The organism is Hydrogenophaga crocea (assembly GCF_011388215.1).
In the GTDB taxonomy this organism is placed as follows: domain Bacteria; phylum Pseudomonadota; class Gammaproteobacteria; order Burkholderiales; family Burkholderiaceae_C; genus Hydrogenophaga; species Hydrogenophaga crocea.
In genome coordinates, this window is record NZ_CP049989.1 from 368828 (window position 1) to 387978 (window position 19151).

A 19151-nucleotide genomic window follows, 5' to 3' on the forward strand; every position below is an offset into this window, starting at 1 on the left:
AGCACCCCAAGACCCGACCGGGGCAGGGTCGGGCGGTTTCGTGGCAGCATCGCCCCCGCTTCGTTTGCGCACAACCCGAGGAGACCCCATGAGCACCAGCAGCCGCGCCGTCCGCATCCACGCCCACGGCGGCCCCGAACAACTCGTGATCGACACCGTCGAGGTCGGTGAACCCGGCCCCGGCCAGGTCCGCATCCGCCACCACGCGATCGGCCTGAACTACATCGACGTCTACCAGCGCACCGGCCTGTACCCGGCCACCATGCCGCTCGCGCTGGGCATGGAAGGCGCGGGCGTGATCGAGGCGGTGGGCGAGGGCGTGACCCACCTCAAGGCCGGCGACCGCGCGGCCTACGCGGCCAACCCGCCCGGCAGCTACTGCGACGTGCGCGTGATGCCCGCGATGAACGTGTGCAAGCTGCCCGACGCCATCGACTTCGAGACCGGCGCGGCCATGATGCTCAAGGGCCTGACCGCGCAGTACCTGCTCAAGCGCAGCCGCCCGGTGGAAGGGCTGGCGCCCGGCGACTTCGTGCTGTTCCACGCGGCCGCGGGCGGCGTGGGCCTGATCGCCTGCCAGTGGGCCAAGGCCCTGGGCCTGCGGCTGATCGCCACCGCCGGCTCCGACGACAAATGCAAGCTCGCGCTCGAGCACGGCGCCTCGCACGCCATCAACTACCGCAGCGAAGACTTCCTCGCGCGCGTCAAGGACATCACCGGCGGCCAGGGCGTGAAGGTGGTCTACGACTCGGTGGGCAAGGACACCTGGGACAAGTCGCTCGACTGCCTGCGGCCCTTCGGCCTCATGGTGAGCTTTGGCAACGCCTCGGGCCCGGCCCCGGCCTTCGCGCCCGGCATCCTCGCCGCCAAGGGCTCGATCTACGTGACGCGCCAGACCCTGTTCACCCACATCAGCAACCGCGAGCGCACGCAGCAGATGGCCGACGAGCTCTTCGACGTGGTGGTGAGCGGCCAGGTGAAGATCCGCATCGACCAGCGCTTTGCGCTCACCGAGGTGAAGCAGGCGCACGAAAGCCTGGAGGCGCGCGCCACCACCGGCTGCACCGTGCTGCTGCCGTGAGCGGCGCGCTCGAACGGCTCGAGGCCGTGCTGGCCGCGCTCGACGCGGGCAGCGAAGCGGTGCGCCACGTCTACAACCGCGTGTTCACCGCCAGTGCGCGCGCTGCGGCCGCCGCGGCCGATGCGCGCGCGCGGGCCGGCCAGCCCCTGGGCCCGCTCGACGGGCGCCTGGTGTCGGTGAAGGACCTGTTCGACGTCGCCGGCGAGACCACCACCGCGGGCTCGGCGCTGCTGCGCGGCGCGCCGCCCGCCACGCGCGACGCGCCCGTGGTGCAGCGCCTGCGCGCCGCGGGCGCGGTGCTCGTGGGCCACACCAACATGACCGAGTTCGCCTTCTCCGGTGTGGGCCTGAACCCGCACTGGGGCACGCCGGGCAATGCGCACGACCTGGCCTGCATCCCGGGTGGTTCGTCGTCGGGCGCGGGCGTGTCGGTGGGCCGGCAACTGGCCGAGATCGCGATCGGCTCGGACACCGGTGGCTCGGTGCGCATCCCGGCGGCGCTCAATGGCCTGGTGGGCTTCAAGCCCACGCAGGCGCGCGTGCCGCGCGAGGGCGCCTTCCCGCTCTCGTTCACGCTCGACACCGTGGGCCCGCTGGCGCGCAGCGTGGCCGATGCCGCGCGGGCCGACAGCGTGCTCGCGGGCGAAGCGCCCGCAGACCTGCCCGTGCGCCAGGTGCGCGGCCTGCGCCTGGGCGTGCCGCGCGGCCTGCTGTTCACGCAGGCCGACGACGCGGTGCTCACCGCCGTGGAGCAGGCCCTGTCGGCGCTGTCGGCCGCCGGTGCGCGCGTGACCGACGAGGCCCTGGACGACTGGATGGGCGCGCCCTTTCGCCTGCAGGAGCGCGGCACCCTGGTCGCGGCCGAGGCCGCGTGCATCCACCGCGACTGGACCGAGACCCGCGCCGAGGCCTACGACCCGCTGGTGCTGGGCCGCATCCGCAAGGGGCAGGCGTTGGACGCCGCGACCTACGTGGGCATCCAGCAGGCGCGGCTGGCCTTGCAGGCCACGCTGGACCACCGCCTGGCCGATCTCGACGCGCTGGTGCTGCCCACGGTGCCGCTGCTCGCGCCGCGCATCGACGCGCTGCAGGACGAAGCCGCCTTCACGCGCACCAACCTGCTGCTGCTGCGCAACCCCTCGGTGTTCAACTTCTTCGATCTGCCGGCGCTCTCGCTGCCGCTGCCCGTGCCGCGCCCCGTGGGCCTGATGGTGGTGGGCCGGCGCGGCCGCGACCGCGACCGCGAGCTGCTGGCGCTCGGCGCGGCGATCGAGCGGCTGCTGCAGCCGCGCTGAAAACACGACGGGCCGGTGCGCCATGGCGCCCGGCCCGTCGGGGGCGCGCGGCGCGGGGCCGCGCGCGGGGTGGCGAGGCTCAGTCGGCCTTGCGCTCGTGGCCCAGTTGCGGCAGCACCGAACCCTCGGCCGACAGCAGGCCGGCGCGCGCGTACACGCCCAGCTTGCCGCGCGTGTCGGTGATGTCGAGGTTGCGCATGGTGAGCTGGCCGATGCGGTCCAGCGGCGTGAACGGCGCGTCTTCCACCTTCTCCATGGACAGGCGCTCGGGCGCGTAGGTGAGGTTGGGGCTCTCGGTGTTGAGGATGGAGTAGTCGTTGCCGCGGCGCAGCTCGACCGTCACCTCGCCCGTCACCGCGCGCGCCACCCAGCGCTGCGAGGCCTCGCGCAGCATGATGGCCTGCGGGTCGAACCAGCGGCCCTGGTACAGCAGGCGGCCCAGCTTGAGGCCGTTGATGCGGTACTGCTCGATGGTGTCTTCGTTGTGGATGCCGGTGACCAGGCGCTCGTAGGCGATGTGCAGCAGCGCCAGGCCCGGGGCCTCGTAGATGCCGCGGCTCTTGGCCTCGATGATGCGGTTCTCGATCTGGTCGCTCATGCCCAGGCCGTGGCGGCCGCCGATCTCATTGGCCTTCATGATCAGGTCGACCGGGCTCGCGAAGGTCTGGCCGTTGAGCGCCACCGGCTGGCCTTCTTCGAAGCGCACCGTGACCTCTTCGGCCTTGACCACGCAATCGTCGCGCCAGAACGGCACGCCCATGATGGGGTTGACGATGCGGATGCCCGAGTTCAGGTGCTCGAGGTCCTTGGCCTCGTGCGTGGCGCCGAGCATGTTGCTGTCGGTGCTGTAGGCCTTCTCCACCGACATCTTGTAGTCGAAGCCGTTGGCGATGAGGAACTCGCTCATCTCCTTGCGGCCGCCGAGTTCGTCGATGAAGGTCTGGTCGAGCCAGGGCTTGTAGATCTTCAGGCCGGGGTTGGTGAGCAGGCCGTAGCGGTAGAAGCGCTCGATGTCGTTGCCCTTGAAGGTCGAGCCGTCGCCCCAGATGTGGACGTCGTCTTCCTTCATGGCGGCCACCAGCATGGTGCCGGTGACGGCGCGGCCCAGCGGCGTGGTGTTGAAGTAGGTGATGCCCGCGGTGCTGATGTGGAAGGCGCCGCACTGCAGCGCGGCGATGCCCTCGTGCGCGAGCTGCAGGCGGCAGTCGATCAGGCGCGCCTTCTCGGCGCCGTAGGCCATGGCCTTGCGCGGGATGGCGTCGTAGTCGTCCTCGTCGGGCTGGCCGAGGTTGGCGGTGTAGGCATAGGGCAGGGCGCCCTTCTTCTTCATCCACAGCAGGGCGGCGCTGGTGTCGAGGCCGCCCGAGAAGGCGATGCCGACCTTCTGTTGCGTGGGCAGGTTTTGCAGGATGGTGGCCATGGCGGTGGGCTCCGGGATCAGCCGAAGTGGCAGATGTAGTGGTAGGACTCGGCGACGCGGATCTGGAAGCTGCTGTTGCCGGGCACCTTGAAGGTGTCGCCCGGGCCGCTCTTGACCCACTCGCTCGCGCCGCTCAGCAGGTACTCGCAGCCGCCGGCCACGCATTCCATGATCTCGGGCGCGCCGGTGTTGAAGGTCAGCGTGGCGGGCAGGATCACGCCCACCGACTTTTTCGTGCCGTCGGCGAGCGTGAGGCTGTGGCTCACGCACTTGCCGTCGAAGTAGACGTTGGCCTGGGTGGCGACGGTCACGCCGCTGATCTGGGTGGTGCTCATGGTGGAACGGGGATGGGCGCCGCGAGGGCGGGGGGCGGAAAGCCCGCGATTTTAGGCGGCGGGCCCCGCGGGCCCGCCAGGGCGCGGCCTCAGCGGCGCTGCGCCCAGTCGGCCGCGTCGAAGCCCACGGTGGTGCGGCCGTCGCTCCAGGCGACCACCGGGCGCTTGACGAGGCTGGGATGGGCGCGCATGAGCGCGGCGGCGCTGGCGGCGTCGGTCACGCCCGCGCGGGTGGCCTCGTCGAGCGCGCGCCAGGCCGTGCCCTTGCGGTTGAGCACCGTTTCCCAGCCATGGGCCGCGATCCAGGCGGCGATGCCGGCCTCGGGCACGCCGAGCTTCTTGAAGTCGTGGAACTGGTAAGGGCGGCCGTTCGCGTCGAGCCAGGCGCGGGCCTTCTTCACCGTGTCGCAGTTGGGGATGCCGTGCAGCGTGATCATGGGCCGCATTGTCCGCGACGTCCGGACGGGCAAGGCCCGGGTGGGACAATCGCGGCCATGCTGGATATCCCCGTGCCCGAACACCCGACCTCGCTGGCCGACTGGCTGGCCCACGCCGAACGCCTGCACCCCCTGGCCATCGACATGGGCCTGGAGCGCGTGCAGGCCGTGGCGCGCCGCATGGCGCTCAAGCTCGACGCCGCCGTCATCACCGTGGCCGGCACCAACGGCAAGGGCAGCACCTGCGCCATGCTCGAAAGCATCTATGGCCAGTCGGGCTACCGCACCGGCGTGTACACCTCGCCGCACCTGGTGCATTTCGAGGAGCGCTGCCGCATCGACGGTCAGCCCGTGGCCGCCGCCGAGCTCGTGCCCGCGATGGCCGAGGTGGAGGTGGCGCGCAAGGGCCAGGGCGGCGAGCCCGAGGTGAGCCTGAGCTATTTCGAGTTCACCACGCTGGCCATCCTGCGCACCATCGCGCGCGCCGGCGTCGATGTCGCCATTCTCGAAGTCGGCCTGGGCGGCCGGCTCGACGCGGTGAACATCATCGACGCCGACTGCGCCGTCATCACCAGCATCGACCTCGATCACACCGCCATCCTCGGGCCCGATCGCGAGAGCATCGGCCGCGAGAAGGCCGGCATCATGCGCACCGGGCGTCCGGTGGTGGTGAGCGATCCCATGCCGCCGGCCAGCCTGATCGACCACGCGCGCGAGATCGACGCCGACCTGTGGCGCGTGGGCGTCGATTTCCATTTCGCGGGCGACAAGCAGCAGTGGGGCTGGGCCACGCACCCCTCGCGCGGCGGCCGGCGCTACAGCGGCCTGGCCTACCCGGCGCTGCGCGGCGCCAACCAGCTCGTGAATGCCGCGGGCGTGCTGGGCGCCATCGAGGCCCTGCGCGCGCGCCTGCCCGTGACGGCCCAGGCGGTGCGCGCCGGCCTGGCGCTGGTGGAGCTGCCGGGGCGCTTCCAGATCCTGCCGGGCACGCCCACGCTGGTGCTCGACGTGGCGCACAACCCGCACTCGGTGGCCGCGCTCACCGAGAACCTCGACGCCATGGGTTTCTACCCCTGCACGCACGCGGTGTTCGGCGCCATGGCCGACAAGGACCTGGACGCCATGCTCGCGCGCGTCGCGCCGCTCGTGGACCGCTGGTACCTGTGCGATCTGCCGCTGCCGCGCGCCATCAAGGCCGCGGATCTGGCGCCGCGCATCCAGGCCCTGCCGGCCGGCGACCGCGCCCTCGCCGGGACCTTCGCCAGCCCCTCGCAGGCCCTGGCCGCGGCCCTGGAGGCCTCGGCCCCCGCTGATAGAATCGCGGTCTTTGGCTCGTTCCACACCGTGGGTGGCGTGCTGCAGGACGGTCTGCCGAAACGGTCGGCCAAACACCTGGGTGCCTGAGCTGGGCACCTGAGCCCGCCGCAGTACGCCCACCAGGCCCCGCGACCCATGTCCAGTTCCCGCTCCGGCTCCCAGGGCAACCCCCCGTCCTCCCCCCCGCCCACCATCGAGGCCGTGCGCCGCCGCGCGCGCCACCGCCTGATCGGTGCGAGCGTGCTGGTGGCGGCCGGCGTGATCGGCTTCCCCCTGCTGTTCGACACCCAGCCGCGCCCGATCGCGGTCGACATCCCGATCGAGATCCCCGGGCGCGACACGCCGCCACCCGCCGCGCCCGCACCGGTGGCGGCAGCGCCCGTGCCTGCACCTGCGCCCACGCCGGCACCTGCCCCGTCGCCATCGCCTGCCCCCGCGCCCGCGCCCGCTCCGGTCGCGCCCCCACCGCCCCCACCGCCGCCACCGGCTCCCGCCCCGCGGCCCGCGCCGGCGCCCGCGCCCACGCCTGCTCCCGCGCCTGCTCCCAAGCCCGCGGCGGCCCCGGCCGCGGCCGAGCGCGTGGTGGTGCAGGTCGGCGCCTTCGCCGACGAGGCCCGCGCGCGCGAGGCGCGACAGAAGCTCGAGCGCGCCGGCCTCAAGACCTACACCCACGTCGCCGAGACCGCCGAAGGCCGGCGCATCCGCGTGCGCGTGGGCCCGTTCGACAACCGGGCCGAGGCCGAGAAGGCGGCCGCGCGCGTCAAGGCCCTGGGCCTGAGCGCCGCCGTGCTCACGCTCTGAGACCGCCGGAGGCCGCATGCTGCTGACCGACTGGGTGCTGCTCACGCTGCTGGCGCTGTCGGTGCTGCTCGGCCTGTGGCGCGGCCTGATGTTCGAGGTGCTCTCGGTGCTCGGCTGGGTCGCGGCGTTCCTGCTCGCGCAGGCCTGGGCCGACGAGGTCGTGCCCTGGCTGCCCATCGACGGCCTGGCCCCGCCGCTGCAGCTCGCGATCGGTTTCGCGCTCGTGTTCATCGCCATCGCCTTCGTCGGCGGTCTCGTGGCCTGGGGCGTGCAGAAGCTCGTGGCCAGCGTGGGCCTGCGCCCGGTCGACCGCGTGCTCGGCGGCGCCTTCGGGCTGGTGCGCGGCGCGGTCATCCTGCTGGCCATCGCGCTTGTGGTCACCATCACCCAGATGCAGAACGCGCCCTGGTGGCGCGACTCGCCCACCGCCGGCCTGCTCGGCAGCACCCTGCACAGCGTCAAGCCGCTGTTGCCCGGCGCGCTCGCGCGCCACATCCCGTAACCGGCCCCAACCCAAGGAAGCCATCATGTGTGGAATCGTCGGCGTCGTTGCCCAGACGCCCGTCAACCAGCTGATCTACGACGCCTTGCTGCTGCTGCAGCACCGCGGCCAGGACGCCGCCGGCATCGTCACCCAGCAGGGCCGCAAGTTCTTCATGCACAAGGCCAAGGGCATGGTGCGCGACGTGTTCCGCACCCGCAACATGCGCGCGCTGCCCGGCAACTGCGGCCTGGGCCAGGCCCGCTACCCCACGGCCGGCAACGCCTACAGCGAAGAAGAGGCGCAGCCCTTCTACGTGAACGCGCCCTTCGGCCTGGTGCTGGTGCACAACGGCAACCTCACGAACGCACACGCGCTCAAGCAGGAGCTGTTCCAGACCGACCACCGCCACATCAACACCGAGAGCGATTCCGAGGTGCTGCTCAACGTGCTCGCGCACGAGCTCGAGAAGTCCACGCGCGGTGAGCCGCTCAAGCCGGCCGACGTGTTCGCCGCCGTGCGCGGCGTGCACGCGCGGGTCAAGGGCTCCTACGCCGTGGTGGCGCTGATCGCGGGCCACGGCCTGCTCGCCTTCCGCGACCCGTTCGGCATCCGCCCGCTGTGCATCGGCCGCGCCGACGGCAGCGTGATGGTGGCCAGCGAGTCGGTCACGCTCGAAGGCACGGGCTACCACTTCGAGCGCGACATCGCGCCCGGTGAGGCGGTGTTCGTCGACCTCGCCGGTGAAGTGCATGCCGCGCAGTGCGCGGACCACGCGGTGCTCAAGCCCTGCATCTTCGAGTACGTGTACCTCGCGCGGCCCGACTCCACCATCAACGGCGTGTCGGTGTACCAGGCGCGCCTGAACCTCGGCGCCTCGCTGGCCAAGCGCGTGATCTCCACCGTGCCGCCCAACGAGATCGACGTGGTCATCCCGATTCCCGAATCGTCGCGCCCGAGCGCCATGGAGCTCGCGCGCCTCCTGGGCCTGCCCTACCGCGAGGGCTTCGTGAAGAACCGCTACGTGGGCCGCACCTTCATCATGCCGGGCCAGGCCGTGCGCAAGAAGAGCGTGCGCCAGAAGCTCAACGTGATCGCGAGCGAGTTCAAGGGCCGCAACGTGCTGCTGGTCGACGACTCCATCGTGCGCGGCACCACCAGCCGCGAGATCGTGCAGATGGCGCGCGACGCCGGCGCGCGCAAGGTCTACCTGGCCAGCGCCGCGCCGCCGGTGCGCTACCCCAACGTCTACGGCATCGACATGCCCACCGCGGGCGAGCTCGTGGCGCACGACCGCACGGTGGAGCAGGTGCGCGAGATCATCGGCTGCGACGCGCTGATCTACCAGGACGTGGACGGCATGAAGCAGGCCGTGGGCTCGCTCAACACCAGGCTCGACGGCTTCGACGCCTCGTGCTTCGACGGCGTCTACGTCACGGGCGACATCACGCCGCAGGACATCGAGCGGCTCAACGCGGGCCGCCCGCAGAGCGAAGAGGGCCAGGAGGACACCTCGCGCCTGGCCCTGCCCAACGCGCAGGAGGCCTGAGCGGTGGACGAGGCGCTGAGAAAAACCCTGCACCGCGACACGCTCGCGGTGCGCGAGGCCGTGGAGCGCTCGCCCTATGGCGAGAACTCCGAAGCCCTGTACCTCACGAGCGGCTACGTGCAGCCCTCGGCCGAGTCGGCCGCGCTGCGCTTCGCTGGCGACGAAGAGGGCTTCACCTACGGGCGCTACGGCAACCCCACCACCGCGAGCTTCGAGCAGCGCCTGGCCGCGCTCGAAGGCGCCGAGGCCTGCATGGCCACGGCCTCGGGCATGTCGGCCATCCTGCTCATGTGCCTGGGCCTGCTCAAGGCCGGCGACCACGTGGTGTGCTCGCAGTCCATGTTCGGCTCGACCATCAAGCTCATCGGCAGCGACCTCGCAAAGTTCGGCGTCGAATCGAGCTTCGTGCCGCAGACCGATGTGGCCGCGTGGAAGGCGGCGCTCAAACCGAACACGCGTCTGCTGTTCGCCGAAACGCCCACCAACCCGCTGACCGAGGTTTGCGACATCGCCGCGCTGGCCGATCTGGCCCACAACGCCGGTGCGCTGCTGTGCGTGGACAACTGCTTCGCCACGCCCGCGCTGCAGCGGCCCATCGCGCTCGGCGCCGACATCGTCATGCACTCGGGCACCAAGTACCTCGACGGCCAGGGGCGCGTGATGGCCGGTGCGCTGTGCGCCTCGCAGGAGATCGTCACGGGCAAGTTCCTGCCCATCCTCAAGAGCGCGGGCATGACGCTCGCGCCCTTCAACGCCTGGGTCATGCTCAAGGGCCTGGAAACGCTGGACATCCGCATGCGCGCGCAGAGCGCGAACGCGCTCGCGCTCGCGCAGTGGCTCGAAGCCCACCCCGCGGTGGCGCGCGTGTTCAGCCCCGGCCTGCCCAGCCACCCGCAGCACGCGCTTGCCATGCGGCAGCAGTCGGGTGTGGGCGGCGCGGTGCTGTCGTTCGAGGTCAAGGCCTCGAGCCCCGAGCAGGCCCGTGCGCGCGCCTTCCACGTGCTCGACGCGCTGCGCGTGCTCTCGCTGTCCACCAACCTCGGCGACACCAAGACCCTGTGCGCGCACCCCGCGAGCACCTCGCACGGCCGCCTCACCGAAGCGCAACGCCAGGCCGCGGGCGTGGGCCAGGGCCTGGTCCGCGTCGCCGTGGGCCTCGAACACATCACCGACATCCAGGCCGACCTGGCCCGGGGTCTCGACACGCTCCCATGAAAGTCCGCACCCGTTTCGCGCCGTCGCCGACCGGCTTCATCCACCTCGGCAACATCCGCTCGGCCCTGTACCCCTGGGCCTTCGCGCGCTCGCAGCAGGGCGACTTCATCCTGCGCATCGAAGACACCGACCTCGAGCGCTCGTCGCAGGCCGCGGTCGACGTGATCCTCGAGGGCATGGCCTGGCTGGGCCTCAACCCCGACGAAGGCCCGTTCTACCAAATGCAGCGCATGGACCGCTACAAGGCGGTGCTGGCCGAGATGCAGGCGCAAGGCCTGGTCTACCCCTGCTACATGAGCGTGGAAGAACTCGACGCGCTGCGCGAACGCCAGATGGCCGCCAAGCAGAAGCCGCGCTACGACGGCACCTGGCGCCCTGAGCCCGGCAAGGTGCTGCCGCCCGTGCCCGATGGCGTGAAGCCCGTGCTGCGCTTCAAGAACCCGCAGGGCGGCGTGGTGGCCTGGGACGACAAGGTCAAGGGCCGCATCGAGATCCGCAACGACGAGCTCGACGACCTCGTGATCGCGCGCCCCGACGGCACGCCCACCTACAACTTCTGCGTGGTGGTCGACGACATCGACATGGCGATCACGCACGTGATCCGCGGCGACGACCACGTGAACAACACGCCGCGCCAGATCAACATCTTCCGCGCGCTCGGCAAGGAGCCGCCGGTGTACGCGCACCTGCCCACCGTGCTCAACGAGCAGGGCGAGAAGATGAGCAAGCGCAACGGCGCCAAGCCCGTCACGCAGTACCGCGACGAAGGCTATCTGCCCGACGCCATGGTGAACTACCTGGCGCGCCTGGGCTGGAGCCACGGCGACGACGAGATCTTCAGCCGCGCGCAATTCCTCGAGTGGTTCGATCTCGACCACCTGGGCCGCAGCGCCGCGCAGTTCGACGAAGCCAAGCTGCGCTGGGTCAACGCGCAACACCTCAAGGCCATGGCCGACGATGCGCTCGCGCCGCTGGTGGCCGAGCAACTGGCCAAGCGCGGCCTGCAGGCCGACGGGCGCCTGCCCCGCATCTGCGCGCTGTTCAAAGACCGTTGCGAGACCACGGTGGCGCTCGCGAACTGGGCCGCAGCCTTCTATGCCGACGTGACACCCAACGCCGACGAGTTCGCCCAGCACGTGACCGACGCGGTGAAGCCCGCGGTGGCCGCGCTCGCCGCGGCGCTGAAAGAGGTGGCCTGGGAGAAGGCCTCGATCGCCGCCGCGCTCAAGCAGGTGCTGGCCGCGCATGGCATGAAGATGCCGCAGCTGGCCATGCCGGTGCGTGTGCTGGTGATGGGCACGGCGCAGACGCCGTCGCTCGACGCGGTGCTCGAACTGCATTCGCGTGAAGAGATTCTCAAGCGACTTGGAAAAGTCTGAATTTCTGCCATATAATGCGAGGCTCGCTGCAACGCACTTTGAACAACAGTGACAAGTGCCGAGCAGTGAACCCTGTGGGGGTATAGCTCAGCTGGGAGAGCGCTTGCATGGCATGCAAGAGGTCAGCGGTTCGATCCCGCTTACCTCCACCACAGATTCGAAGTCGCGCATGGTGGCGACAGCAGGAAAAAACAGGTTCTGCTGCTGATACAATGCGAGGCTTCCGTCCAGGTTATGACCCTATCGTCTAGAGGCCTAGGACATCACCCTTTCACGGTGAGTACCGGGGTTCGAATCCCCGTAGGGTCGCCAAACAAGCCGCAAGGCAAGTAGGCACAAGTCGTGGCACTTGGTTCGCAAGAACGAAAGCCGCCTGCCAGGAGTGGTAGTTCAGTTGGTTAGAATACCGGCCTGTCACGCCGGGGGTCGCGGGTTCGAGCCCCGTCCACTCCGCCAGATGATTCGAACGGCACCATGAGCAATCATGGTGCCGTTTTTCTTTGGCGTTGCCAGCGCCGTGGTTCGCGCGGGGCGTCGTTCAGGTCAGGCTGGCGCCGATGTTGATCAAGAGCGCGAGCACGGTGGTGTTGAACAGGAAGGCCAGGATGCAGTGCACCGTGCCGATCTTGCGCAAGGCGCTCGATGCAAACGCCACATCGGCCGTCTGCCCCGAGGTGCCGATCACGGCCGAGAAGTAGAAGAAGTCGCTGTAGACCGGCTGCGCCTCGCCGGGGAATTGCAGCGGTGGCGGCTGCTTGCGCGAGAGGGCCGCGTAGTGGTCGTGCGCGTAGTGCAGCGCGAACATCACCTGGATGAAGGCCCACGACGACAGCACCGTCACGCCGGCGAGTGCGATGTGCGCGAGCTTGGCGGCGCCGTGCATGTCCTTGGCGAGGCTGAGCTGCCCGGCAACCGCCACCAGGCTGGCGATGCCGGCCACCACGACCAGCCCCAGGATCGTGAAGCGTCCTTCGTCTTCCTGCAGCGCCCGGCGGCGCATGTGCTGCTCGGTGGAGCGCGCCATCATGAGCGAGCTGAGCGCCACGTAGAGCAGCGTCCCAGCGTTCCAGCCGATGAGCGCACGCGTCACGGCGTGGTCGGTGATGGCATGGGGCAGGGCCAGCGCCACCGCCACACCCACGACCGCGGCCGCGAACAGGCGGGGCCGGGCGTGCACCTGGCGAACGATGCGCAGACCTTGCAGGTTCATGGGCAGCCTCGTCACACCTCGAACTTCACCCCTTGCGCCAGCGGCAGCGCGCGCGAGAAGTTGATGGTATTGGTGGCGCGGCGCATGTAGGCCTTCCAGGCGTCCGAGCCCGACTCGCGGCCGCCGCCCGTTTCTTTCTCGCCGCCAAAGGCTCCGCCGATCTCGGCGCCCGAGGTGCCGATGTTCACATTGGCGATGCCGCAATCCGAGCCGCTCGCCGACAGGAACAGCTCGGTCTCGCGCAGGTCGTTGCTGAAGATGGCCGAAGACAGGCCTTGCGGCACACCGTTCTGCAGCGCGATCGCCTCGTGCAGTTCGTCGTAGGTCAGCACGTAGAGGATGGGCGCGAAGGTTTCGTGGCACACGGTGGCGGTCTGCGCCGGCATCTCGACGATCGCGGGCCGCACGTAGAAGCCTTGGGGAAAGCGCTCCTGCAGCACGCGCTCGCCGCCCGTGACCACGCCACCTTCGGTGGCCGCGGCCGCGAGCGCGCGCTGCATGGCCTCGAAGCCGGCCTGGTCGATCAGCGGGCCCACGAGCGTGCTCTCGTCGAGGGGGCTGCCGATGGGCAGGCCCGCAAAGGCCTTCTTCAGGCGCGCGACCAGCGCGTCGCGCACGCTGCGGTGCACGATGAGCCGGCGCGTGGTGGTGCAGCGCTGGCCCGCGGTGCCCGCGGCCGCGAAGGCAATGCCGCGAACGGCCAGGTCGAGGTCGGCGCTGGGCGTGACGATCACCGCGTTGTTGCCGCCCAGTTCGAGCAGCGAGCGGCCGAAGCGCTGCGCCACGCGCGGGCCCACCTCGCGGCCCATGCGCGTGCTGCCCGTGGCCGAGACCAGCGCCACGCGCGGGTGGTCCACCAGGGCTTCACCGGCGTCGCGCAGGCCCACGACGACCTGGTTCAGGTTCGCGGGGGCCTGCTCGCCGAAGCGGCGCAGCGCGCGTTCGAACAGGGCCTGGCAGGCCAGTGCACACAGCGGCGTTTTTTCCGACGGCTTCCACACCACGGCGTTGCCGCAGACCAGGGCGAGCGCGGCGTTCCACGACCACACTGCCACCGGGAAGTTGAAGGCGGTGATCACGCCCACCACGCCCAGCGGGTGCCAGGTCTCCATCATGCGGTGGCCGGGTCGTTCGGACGCGATGGTGAGGCCGTGCAGCTGGCGCGACAGGCCGACCGCGAAGTCGCAGATGTCGATCATCTCCTGCACCTCGCCCAGGCCTTCGGTGCGGATCTTGCCGGCCTCGATGGACACGAGCCGGCCCAGCGGCGCCTTGGCCGCGCGCAGCTCTTCGGCGAGCAGGCGCACGAGCTCGCCGCGGCGCGGCGCGGGCACCTCGCGCCATTGCAGGAAGGCCTGCTGCGCCGCGTCCACGCGCGCGTTCACCTCGGCGGGCGAGAGCGGCGCGAGCTGCGCAAGCGGCGAGCCGTCGATGGGCGTGCGCACCCCCAGGCTGCCGGTGGCCGGCAGGGTGAGGCCGAGTTCGGCGAGCAGGGACGGGAGTTGGTCGGCGATGGCGGGCATGGCGTGGGCTCTCGGGTGGCGGTTGGAAAAGCTCAGAAGCGGGCCTGCGCCGCGTGCACCAGCAGCGCGCCGACTTCGTAGCCCATCTCGCGCAGCGCCTTGAAGGCGGCGGGTGTGGGCTCGGTCAGGGGCAGCGGCAGGTCGTCGATGCGGCACCGCCCCAGCGCGAGTTGGGCGAGTGCGCGGCCGAACACCGTGCCCGGCGCGATGCCGCGGCCGTTGTAGCCGCTGATGGACACCGTGTTGCGCGCGAGCAGGTGCAGGCGCGGCAGGGCGTTCGCGGTCATGCCGATCTGGCCGTACCAGGCGTGTTCGAAGGCCACGCGGCCCAGCGCGGGGAACAGCCGCGCGAGCGCGCGGCGGCCCCAGTCGCCGTGCACCGCGGTGCCCGGGCCGCGCAGCGCGCCCACGCTGCCGAACACCAGGCGGCCTTGCGCGTCGAGGCGGAACGAGCTGAGCACGTCGGGCGTGTCCCAGGCGCCTTGCTGGCCGGGCAGGATGCGCGCGCGCAGGGCCGCGGGCAGGGGCGCGGTGGCGAGGTTGAAGTACGGAAAGCGCACCAGCTCTTCCTGCAGCGCGGGCCAGAGGCGGTCGGTGTAGGCGTTGGTGGCCACGATGACCCAGGCCGCGTTCACGCTGCCGTGGGGCGTGTGCAGGGTCCAGTGGCCGTGGTGGTCGTCCACGGCGGTCACGGGGCTGTGCGTGTGCAGCGCGGCGCCCGCGCGCACCGCGGCGTGCGCGAGGCCGCGCGCATAGGCCAGCGGCTGGATGGTGCCGGCGCGGCGGTCGAGCAGGCCGCCGGTGTAGGCGCGCGAGCCCGTGGCCTCGGCGATGGCGTCGGCATCGAGCAGGTCCACGGGCGCGCCGCGCGCCTGCCATTGGCGGTGGCGTTCGCGCAGGTTGCGCAGCCCGCTCGCACCCACCGCGCAGTGCAGGGTGCCGCGGCGCACGGCCTCGCAGGCCAGGCCATGGCGCTCGACCAGCCCGTACACCAGCGACGGCCCCTCGCCCAGCGCGTCGAGCAGGCGCTGGCCGTGCGGCTCACCGAGCGCCTGGGGCAGGGCGTCGGGCATGACCCACATGCCCGCGTTCACCAGCCCCACGTTGCGCCCCGAGCCGCCAAAGCCCACGTGCTGCGACTCGAGCACTGCCACGCGCGCGCCGGCTTCGGCCGCGTGCAGTGCGGCCGACAGGCCGGTGTAGCCCGCGCCGACGATGGCGATGTCCACGGCCACGCCCTGCGCCTGCAGCGGCGCGGTCTCGGGCGCCGGCAGGGCCGTGGCCTCCCAGAGGCCGTGGTTGGAAACGGGGGCGGCGGGCATGGCGCGTGTTTGCCCTCAGGCCCGGTAGGCGAGCGCCGCGGCGGCGAGGTCTTCGAGCGCGAAACCGACCGACTTGAACACCGTGCGCCCGCTGGCGGCCGTGCGGCCCGCGGCCTCGCCGCGCACCAGCTGCGCGAGATCGGCGCCCAGCGCCTCGGCGCGGATCACGCCGCGTGCGAGCGGGCCCAGCAGGTCGCCGCTTTTCTTCAGGGCTTCGGGGGTGTCCACGAAGAAGGCCGCACCGCGCCAGCAGTCGTCGTCGGCTTCGCGCATGGCGGGCGTGAAGCTGCCGATGAGGTCGAGGTGCGCGTGCGGCCGCAGCCAGGCGCCGCGGATCAGCGGCTCGGTGGCGAGCGTGGCGCAGGCCACCACGTCGGCCTGCGCGGCGGCGGCGGCGAGATCGGTCACGGCCTCGGCCTGCAGGCCCAGGGCGCGGCAGCGCGCGGCGAGCCGCTGCGCGGGTTCGGGGCTGGGGTTCCAGGCCAGCACGCGCTCGATGGGCCGCACCGCGCGGTAGGCCTCGGGCAGCAGGCTGCCCACGCGGCCGCAGCCGACCACGAGCAGGGTGTGTGCATTGGCCGGCGCGAGGAACGAGGCCGCGAGCGCCGAGCTGGCCGCGGTGCGGCGCGCGGTGATCTGATTGCCGTCGAGCAGGGCCAGGGGCTGGCCGGTGGTGGCGTCGAACAGCTGGTAGGTGGCGAACAGGCCGGGCAGGCCGCGCGCGCGGTTGCCCGGGAACACGTTGACCGTCTTCACGCCGTACAGGCCGCCGGGCTGCCACGCGGGCATGATCAGCGACACGCCGCCCTCAGCACCGCCGATCTCGTGCACGTGCCGCGGCGGCGCTTCGCAGCCGGTGCGGAACATCGCGCGCAGCGCCTCGATCAGCGCGGGGAACGGGAGCCGTTCGTGGGTCTGCTGCGCGTCGAGGATCTGCATGCGGCCAGGCGTCAGAGGAAGCGGTTGAGGATCTTGCGCGAGGCGCGGTCCAGCGCGCCCTGGTCTTCGATGATGAACTGTATGCCGTTGCTGTCGAGAATCAGCAACCGGCCCTGGCCCAGGCGGCGGATGTCTTCCTCGGCCTTGAGCACCAGTTGCGCGGGGCCGCGCTCGGTCTGCACGGTCCAGGTGCTGGGCGTGGCGAAGGTGCTCACGCCCTCGATGCGCTGGATGCGCGGCATGAACTCGCGCGGCGCGAGCTCCTCTTCGATCAGTGCGCGCGCCTCGGCGGGGATGTCGCGCAGGTGTTCGATCCACACGCGTTCGTGGCCGTCGCTGCCCACCAGCGACACGCCCTCGTCGGGCGCGGCGAGCGGGAAGGCGCGCACGGGCGTGACGCCGGGGTGCTGCTGGCCATCGGCGGTGCGCAGGATCAGCGGGCCTTGGGGGTCGCGGCTCAGGGTCCAGTCGGTCATGGCGTGGGGCTTCAGGGTCAGTCGGTACCGGCGGTGGCGCCGTGGGCGGTCGGGTTGGGCAGGCTGCCCGCGAGGCTCGGGCCGTCCTCGGTGTCCACGTTGCGCAACTGCGCCATGTAGAGCCGCCAGTAGGCGCCTTCCTGGGCCATCAGTTCGTCGTGCGGGCCCACCTCCACCACCTCGCCGCGGTCCATCACCACCAGGCGGTCGGCCTTGCGCAGCGTGGACAGGCGGTGGGCGATGGCGATGGTGGTGCGGCCGGCCACCAGGTTGTCGAGCGCCTTCTGGATTTCCTTCTCGGTCTCGGTGTCCACGCTGGACGTGGCTTCGTCGAGGATCAGGATGCGCGGGTCGATCAGCAGCGCACGCGCGATGCTGATGCGCTGGCGCTCGCCGCCCGACAGGCCCTGGCCGCGCTCGCCCACCAGCGAGTCGTAACCCTGCGGCAGCCGCAGGATGAATTCGTGCGCGTGTGCGGCGCGCGCCGCGGCCACGATTTCCGCGCGCGTGGCGTCGGGCTTGCCGTAGGCGATGTTCTCGGCGATGGTGCCGAAGAACAGGAAGGGCTCCTGCAGCACCAGGCCGATGTGGCGGCGGTAGTCGGCCACCGCGTACTGGCGCACGTCGCTGCCGTCGACGCGGATGCTGCCGCTGCTGACGTCGTAGAAGCGGCAGATCAGGTTGACCAGCGTGCTCTTGCCCGAGCCGCTGTGGCCCACCAGGCCGATCATCTCGCCCGGGCGGATCTGCAGGTTCATGCCGCGGATCACCGAGCGGTTGCCGTAGCGAAAGCTCACGTCGCGCAGCTCGATGCCGCCTTCGACGCGCGGCTTGTGCACCGGGTTGGCGGGCTCGGGCACGTTGGAGACGTGGTCGAGGATGTCGAAGATGCGCTTGGCGCCGGCCGCGGCCTTCTGCGTCACCGAGACGATGCGGCTCATGGAGTCGAGCCGGCCGTAGAAGCGGCCGATGTAGGCCAGGAAGGCGGTGAGCACGCCCACCGTGATGTGGTTCTGCGACACCTGCCAGATGCCGAAGGCCCACACCACCAGCAGGCCCAGTTCGGTGAGCAGCGTGACCGTGGGCGTGAACAGCGACCAGGTCTTGTTGAGCTTGTCGTTGACCTGCAGGTTGTAGCGGTTGGCGTCGCGAAAGCGCGCGGCCTCGCGCTTTTCCTGCGCGAAGGCCTTGACCACGCGGATGCCCGGAATCGTGTCGGCGAGCACGTTGGTCACGTCCGACCAGACGCGGTCGATCTTCTCGAAGCCGGTGCGCAGCCGGTCGCGCACCAGGTGGATCATCCAGGCGATGAAGGGCAGCGGCACCAGCGTGGCCAGTGCCAGCCAGGGGTTGATGCTGAACAGGATGGTGGCGGTCATCACCAGCATCAGCACATCGGTGGCGAAGTCGAGCGCGTGCAGCGACAGGAAGACGCAGATGCGGTCGGTCTCGGAGCCGATGCGCGCCATGAGGTCGCCGGTGCGCTTGCCGCCGAAGTACTCGAGCGAGAGTTCGAGCAGGTGCTCGAAGGTGGTGGTGCGCAGGTCGGCGCCGATGCGCTCGGACACCAGCGAGAGCACGTAGGTGCGGGCCCAGCCCAGGCCCCAGGCCAGCAGCGCGGCGCCCAGCAGGCCGCTGAGCAGCCAGCCGACCTGCGCCGGGTCGATGCGTTGGCCGTTCTGGAACGGGATCAGCACCTCGTCCATCAGCGGCATGGTCAGGTAGGGCGGCACCAGAGTCGCCGCGGTCGAGGCCAGCGTCAGCAAGAAGCCCAACAGCAACTGGCCGCGGTAGGGCCGGGCGAAGCGCCACAGCCGCAACAAAACCCAGGTCGACGGTGGGGTATGCAATTCGCGCGCGCATTGGGCGCATTCGTCGCCAATCGGCGACAAATCGGATTGCATTAAAGCGTCGCTGTTTGGCGACAAATCGGCGCCGCAGGTTTCGCAAATGCGTGGTGCCCCTGGGTTTTCCTCCAGCGGCGCCGGCGATTTAAGCCGTTCGAATTCATTAAGCAAACGCAGCGCGCGTGGGTTCTGCGCCACGGTGAAGCGCCAGATTGCAACACGTTGCACATTGTCGTGCGCGCTCAGGGTTCCAACCCCTGCATGATCGCCGTGCTTCAAGCACAATATGTCCCCCAGGGGCCTAGCGGACCAGCCGGCGTCGGTCCCCGTGGATGTCCAACTCAACAGCCGTTGATTGGTCAGCACCAGAACCCCGGCCGAAAACTTGAGTTGCCAATCGAGATCAATCGTCAGCCAGGCCAGCGGTTTTTCATTGGCCAATAGCCGGGTTTGCAGATCGTCCCACCAAGGCGGCTGCGCGGCGCTGATCTGAGAGGCGGATGCGGGTGATGATGAATTCATTG

At 70.7% G+C, this 19151-nt stretch carries 17 protein-coding genes and 3 tRNA genes; 11 read left to right on the forward strand and 9 right to left on the reverse strand.

The features are described from left to right. Positions 1 to 88: 88 nt before the first annotated feature. On the forward strand, positions 89 to 1081 hold the full coding sequence (locus G9Q37_RS01720; protein WP_166223647.1) for a quinone oxidoreductase family protein: 993 nt from the start codon (positions 89 to 91) through the stop codon (positions 1079 to 1081). After that, entirely contained in the window at positions 1078 to 2376 is a 1299-nt protein-coding gene (locus G9Q37_RS01725; RefSeq protein WP_166223650.1) for an amidase, read from the forward strand. The genes G9Q37_RS01720 and G9Q37_RS01725 overlap by 4 nt, the downstream gene beginning before the upstream one ends. A gap of 79 nt (positions 2377 to 2455) precedes the next feature. Here the strand turns inward: G9Q37_RS01725 and argG are convergent, their stop codons facing one another. From argG to G9Q37_RS01740, 3 genes are all read right to left on the reverse strand, one after another. Next, positions 2456 to 3796, reverse strand: coding sequence for an argininosuccinate synthase (argG, locus tag G9Q37_RS01730; RefSeq protein ID WP_166223653.1), 1341 nt, complete (start codon positions 3794 to 3796; stop codon positions 2456 to 2458). 17 nt (positions 3797 to 3813) lie between these two features. Then, on the reverse strand, positions 3814 to 4131 hold the full coding sequence (gene ppnP, locus G9Q37_RS01735) for a pyrimidine/purine nucleoside phosphorylase (RefSeq protein WP_166223656.1): 318 nt from the start codon (positions 4129 to 4131) through the stop codon (positions 3814 to 3816). 89 nt (positions 4132 to 4220) lie between these two features. Continuing rightward, on the reverse strand, positions 4221 to 4568 hold the full coding sequence (locus G9Q37_RS01740; protein WP_166223659.1) for an ArsC family reductase: 348 nt from the start codon (positions 4566 to 4568) through the stop codon (positions 4221 to 4223). Positions 4569 to 4625: 57 nt separating this feature from the next. Between G9Q37_RS01740 and folC the strand changes: the two genes are divergently transcribed. The 9 genes from folC to G9Q37_RS01785 all read left to right on the forward strand — a co-directional run bounded on the left by folC (position 4626) and on the right by G9Q37_RS01785 (position 11766). Next, a complete protein-coding gene (gene folC / locus G9Q37_RS01745; protein WP_166223661.1) occupies positions 4626 to 5972 on the forward strand; it encodes a bifunctional tetrahydrofolate synthase/dihydrofolate synthase in 1347 nt (448 codons plus the stop codon). A 48-nt stretch (positions 5973 to 6020) separates the two neighbouring features. Then, a complete protein-coding gene (locus G9Q37_RS01750; protein WP_166223664.1) occupies positions 6021 to 6686 on the forward strand; it encodes an SPOR domain-containing protein in 666 nt (221 codons plus the stop codon). 16 nt (positions 6687 to 6702) lie between these two features. Continuing rightward, the gene (locus G9Q37_RS01755) at positions 6703 to 7188 is read left to right on the forward strand and encodes a CvpA family protein (protein ID WP_166223667.1); all 486 of its coding nucleotides are present in this window, start codon (positions 6703 to 6705) and stop codon (positions 7186 to 7188) included. Between the two features lie 25 nt (positions 7189 to 7213). Then, on the forward strand, positions 7214 to 8716 hold the full coding sequence (purF, locus tag G9Q37_RS01760) for an amidophosphoribosyltransferase (protein WP_166223670.1): 1503 nt from the start codon (positions 7214 to 7216) through the stop codon (positions 8714 to 8716). 3 nt (positions 8717 to 8719) lie between these two features. After that, positions 8720 to 9931: an O-succinylhomoserine sulfhydrylase gene (locus G9Q37_RS01765; RefSeq protein WP_166223673.1), complete on the forward strand. Its 1212-nt coding sequence runs from the start codon at positions 8720 to 8722 to the stop codon at positions 9929 to 9931. Then, entirely contained in the window at positions 9928 to 11310 is a 1383-nt protein-coding gene (gene gltX / locus G9Q37_RS01770; protein WP_166223676.1) for a glutamate--tRNA ligase, read from the forward strand. Before G9Q37_RS01765 ends, gltX begins: the two co-directional genes overlap by 4 nt. Before the next feature lie 76 nt (positions 11311 to 11386). After that, positions 11387 to 11462, forward strand: a tRNA-Ala gene (locus G9Q37_RS01775). 84 nt (positions 11463 to 11546) lie between these two features. Continuing rightward, a tRNA-Glu gene (locus G9Q37_RS01780) sits at positions 11547 to 11622 on the forward strand. Positions 11623 to 11689: 67 nt separating this feature from the next. Then, positions 11690 to 11766, forward strand: a tRNA-Asp gene (locus G9Q37_RS01785). An 82-nt stretch (positions 11767 to 11848) separates the two neighbouring features. Here G9Q37_RS01785 and G9Q37_RS01790 read toward each other — a convergent pair. The 6 genes from G9Q37_RS01790 to G9Q37_RS01815 are packed head-to-tail and all read right to left on the reverse strand — an operon-like array spanning position 11849 to position 19149. Next, positions 11849 to 12520 (reverse strand): DUF1345 domain-containing protein, encoded by a 672-nt coding sequence (locus G9Q37_RS01790; protein ID WP_166223679.1) that lies wholly within the window; start codon positions 12518 to 12520, stop codon positions 11849 to 11851. An 11-nt stretch (positions 12521 to 12531) separates the two neighbouring features. Further along, positions 12532 to 14043, reverse strand: coding sequence for an L-piperidine-6-carboxylate dehydrogenase (amaB, locus tag G9Q37_RS01795; RefSeq protein ID WP_166223682.1), 1512 nt, complete (start codon positions 14041 to 14043; stop codon positions 12532 to 12534). A 32-nt stretch (positions 14044 to 14075) separates the two neighbouring features. Next, the gene (locus G9Q37_RS01800) at positions 14076 to 15365 is read right to left on the reverse strand and encodes an NAD(P)/FAD-dependent oxidoreductase (protein ID WP_166223685.1); all 1290 of its coding nucleotides are present in this window, start codon (positions 15363 to 15365) and stop codon (positions 14076 to 14078) included. A 15-nt stretch (positions 15366 to 15380) separates the two neighbouring features. Continuing rightward, positions 15381 to 16304, reverse strand: coding sequence for a bifunctional Delta(1)-pyrroline-2-carboxylate/Delta(1)-piperideine-2-carboxylate reductase (lhpI, locus tag G9Q37_RS01805; RefSeq protein WP_166223688.1), 924 nt, complete (start codon positions 16302 to 16304; stop codon positions 15381 to 15383). A gap of 11 nt (positions 16305 to 16315) precedes the next feature. Continuing rightward, positions 16316 to 16780: a cyanophycin metabolism-associated DUF1854 family protein gene (locus tag G9Q37_RS01810; protein WP_166223691.1), complete on the reverse strand. Its 465-nt coding sequence runs from the start codon at positions 16778 to 16780 to the stop codon at positions 16316 to 16318. A 17-nt stretch (positions 16781 to 16797) separates the two neighbouring features. Continuing rightward, on the reverse strand, positions 16798 to 19149 hold the full coding sequence (locus G9Q37_RS01815; RefSeq protein ID WP_166230852.1) for a cyanophycin metabolism-associated ABC transporter: 2352 nt from the start codon (positions 19147 to 19149) through the stop codon (positions 16798 to 16800). Between the last annotated feature and the right edge of the window lie 2 nt (positions 19150 to 19151).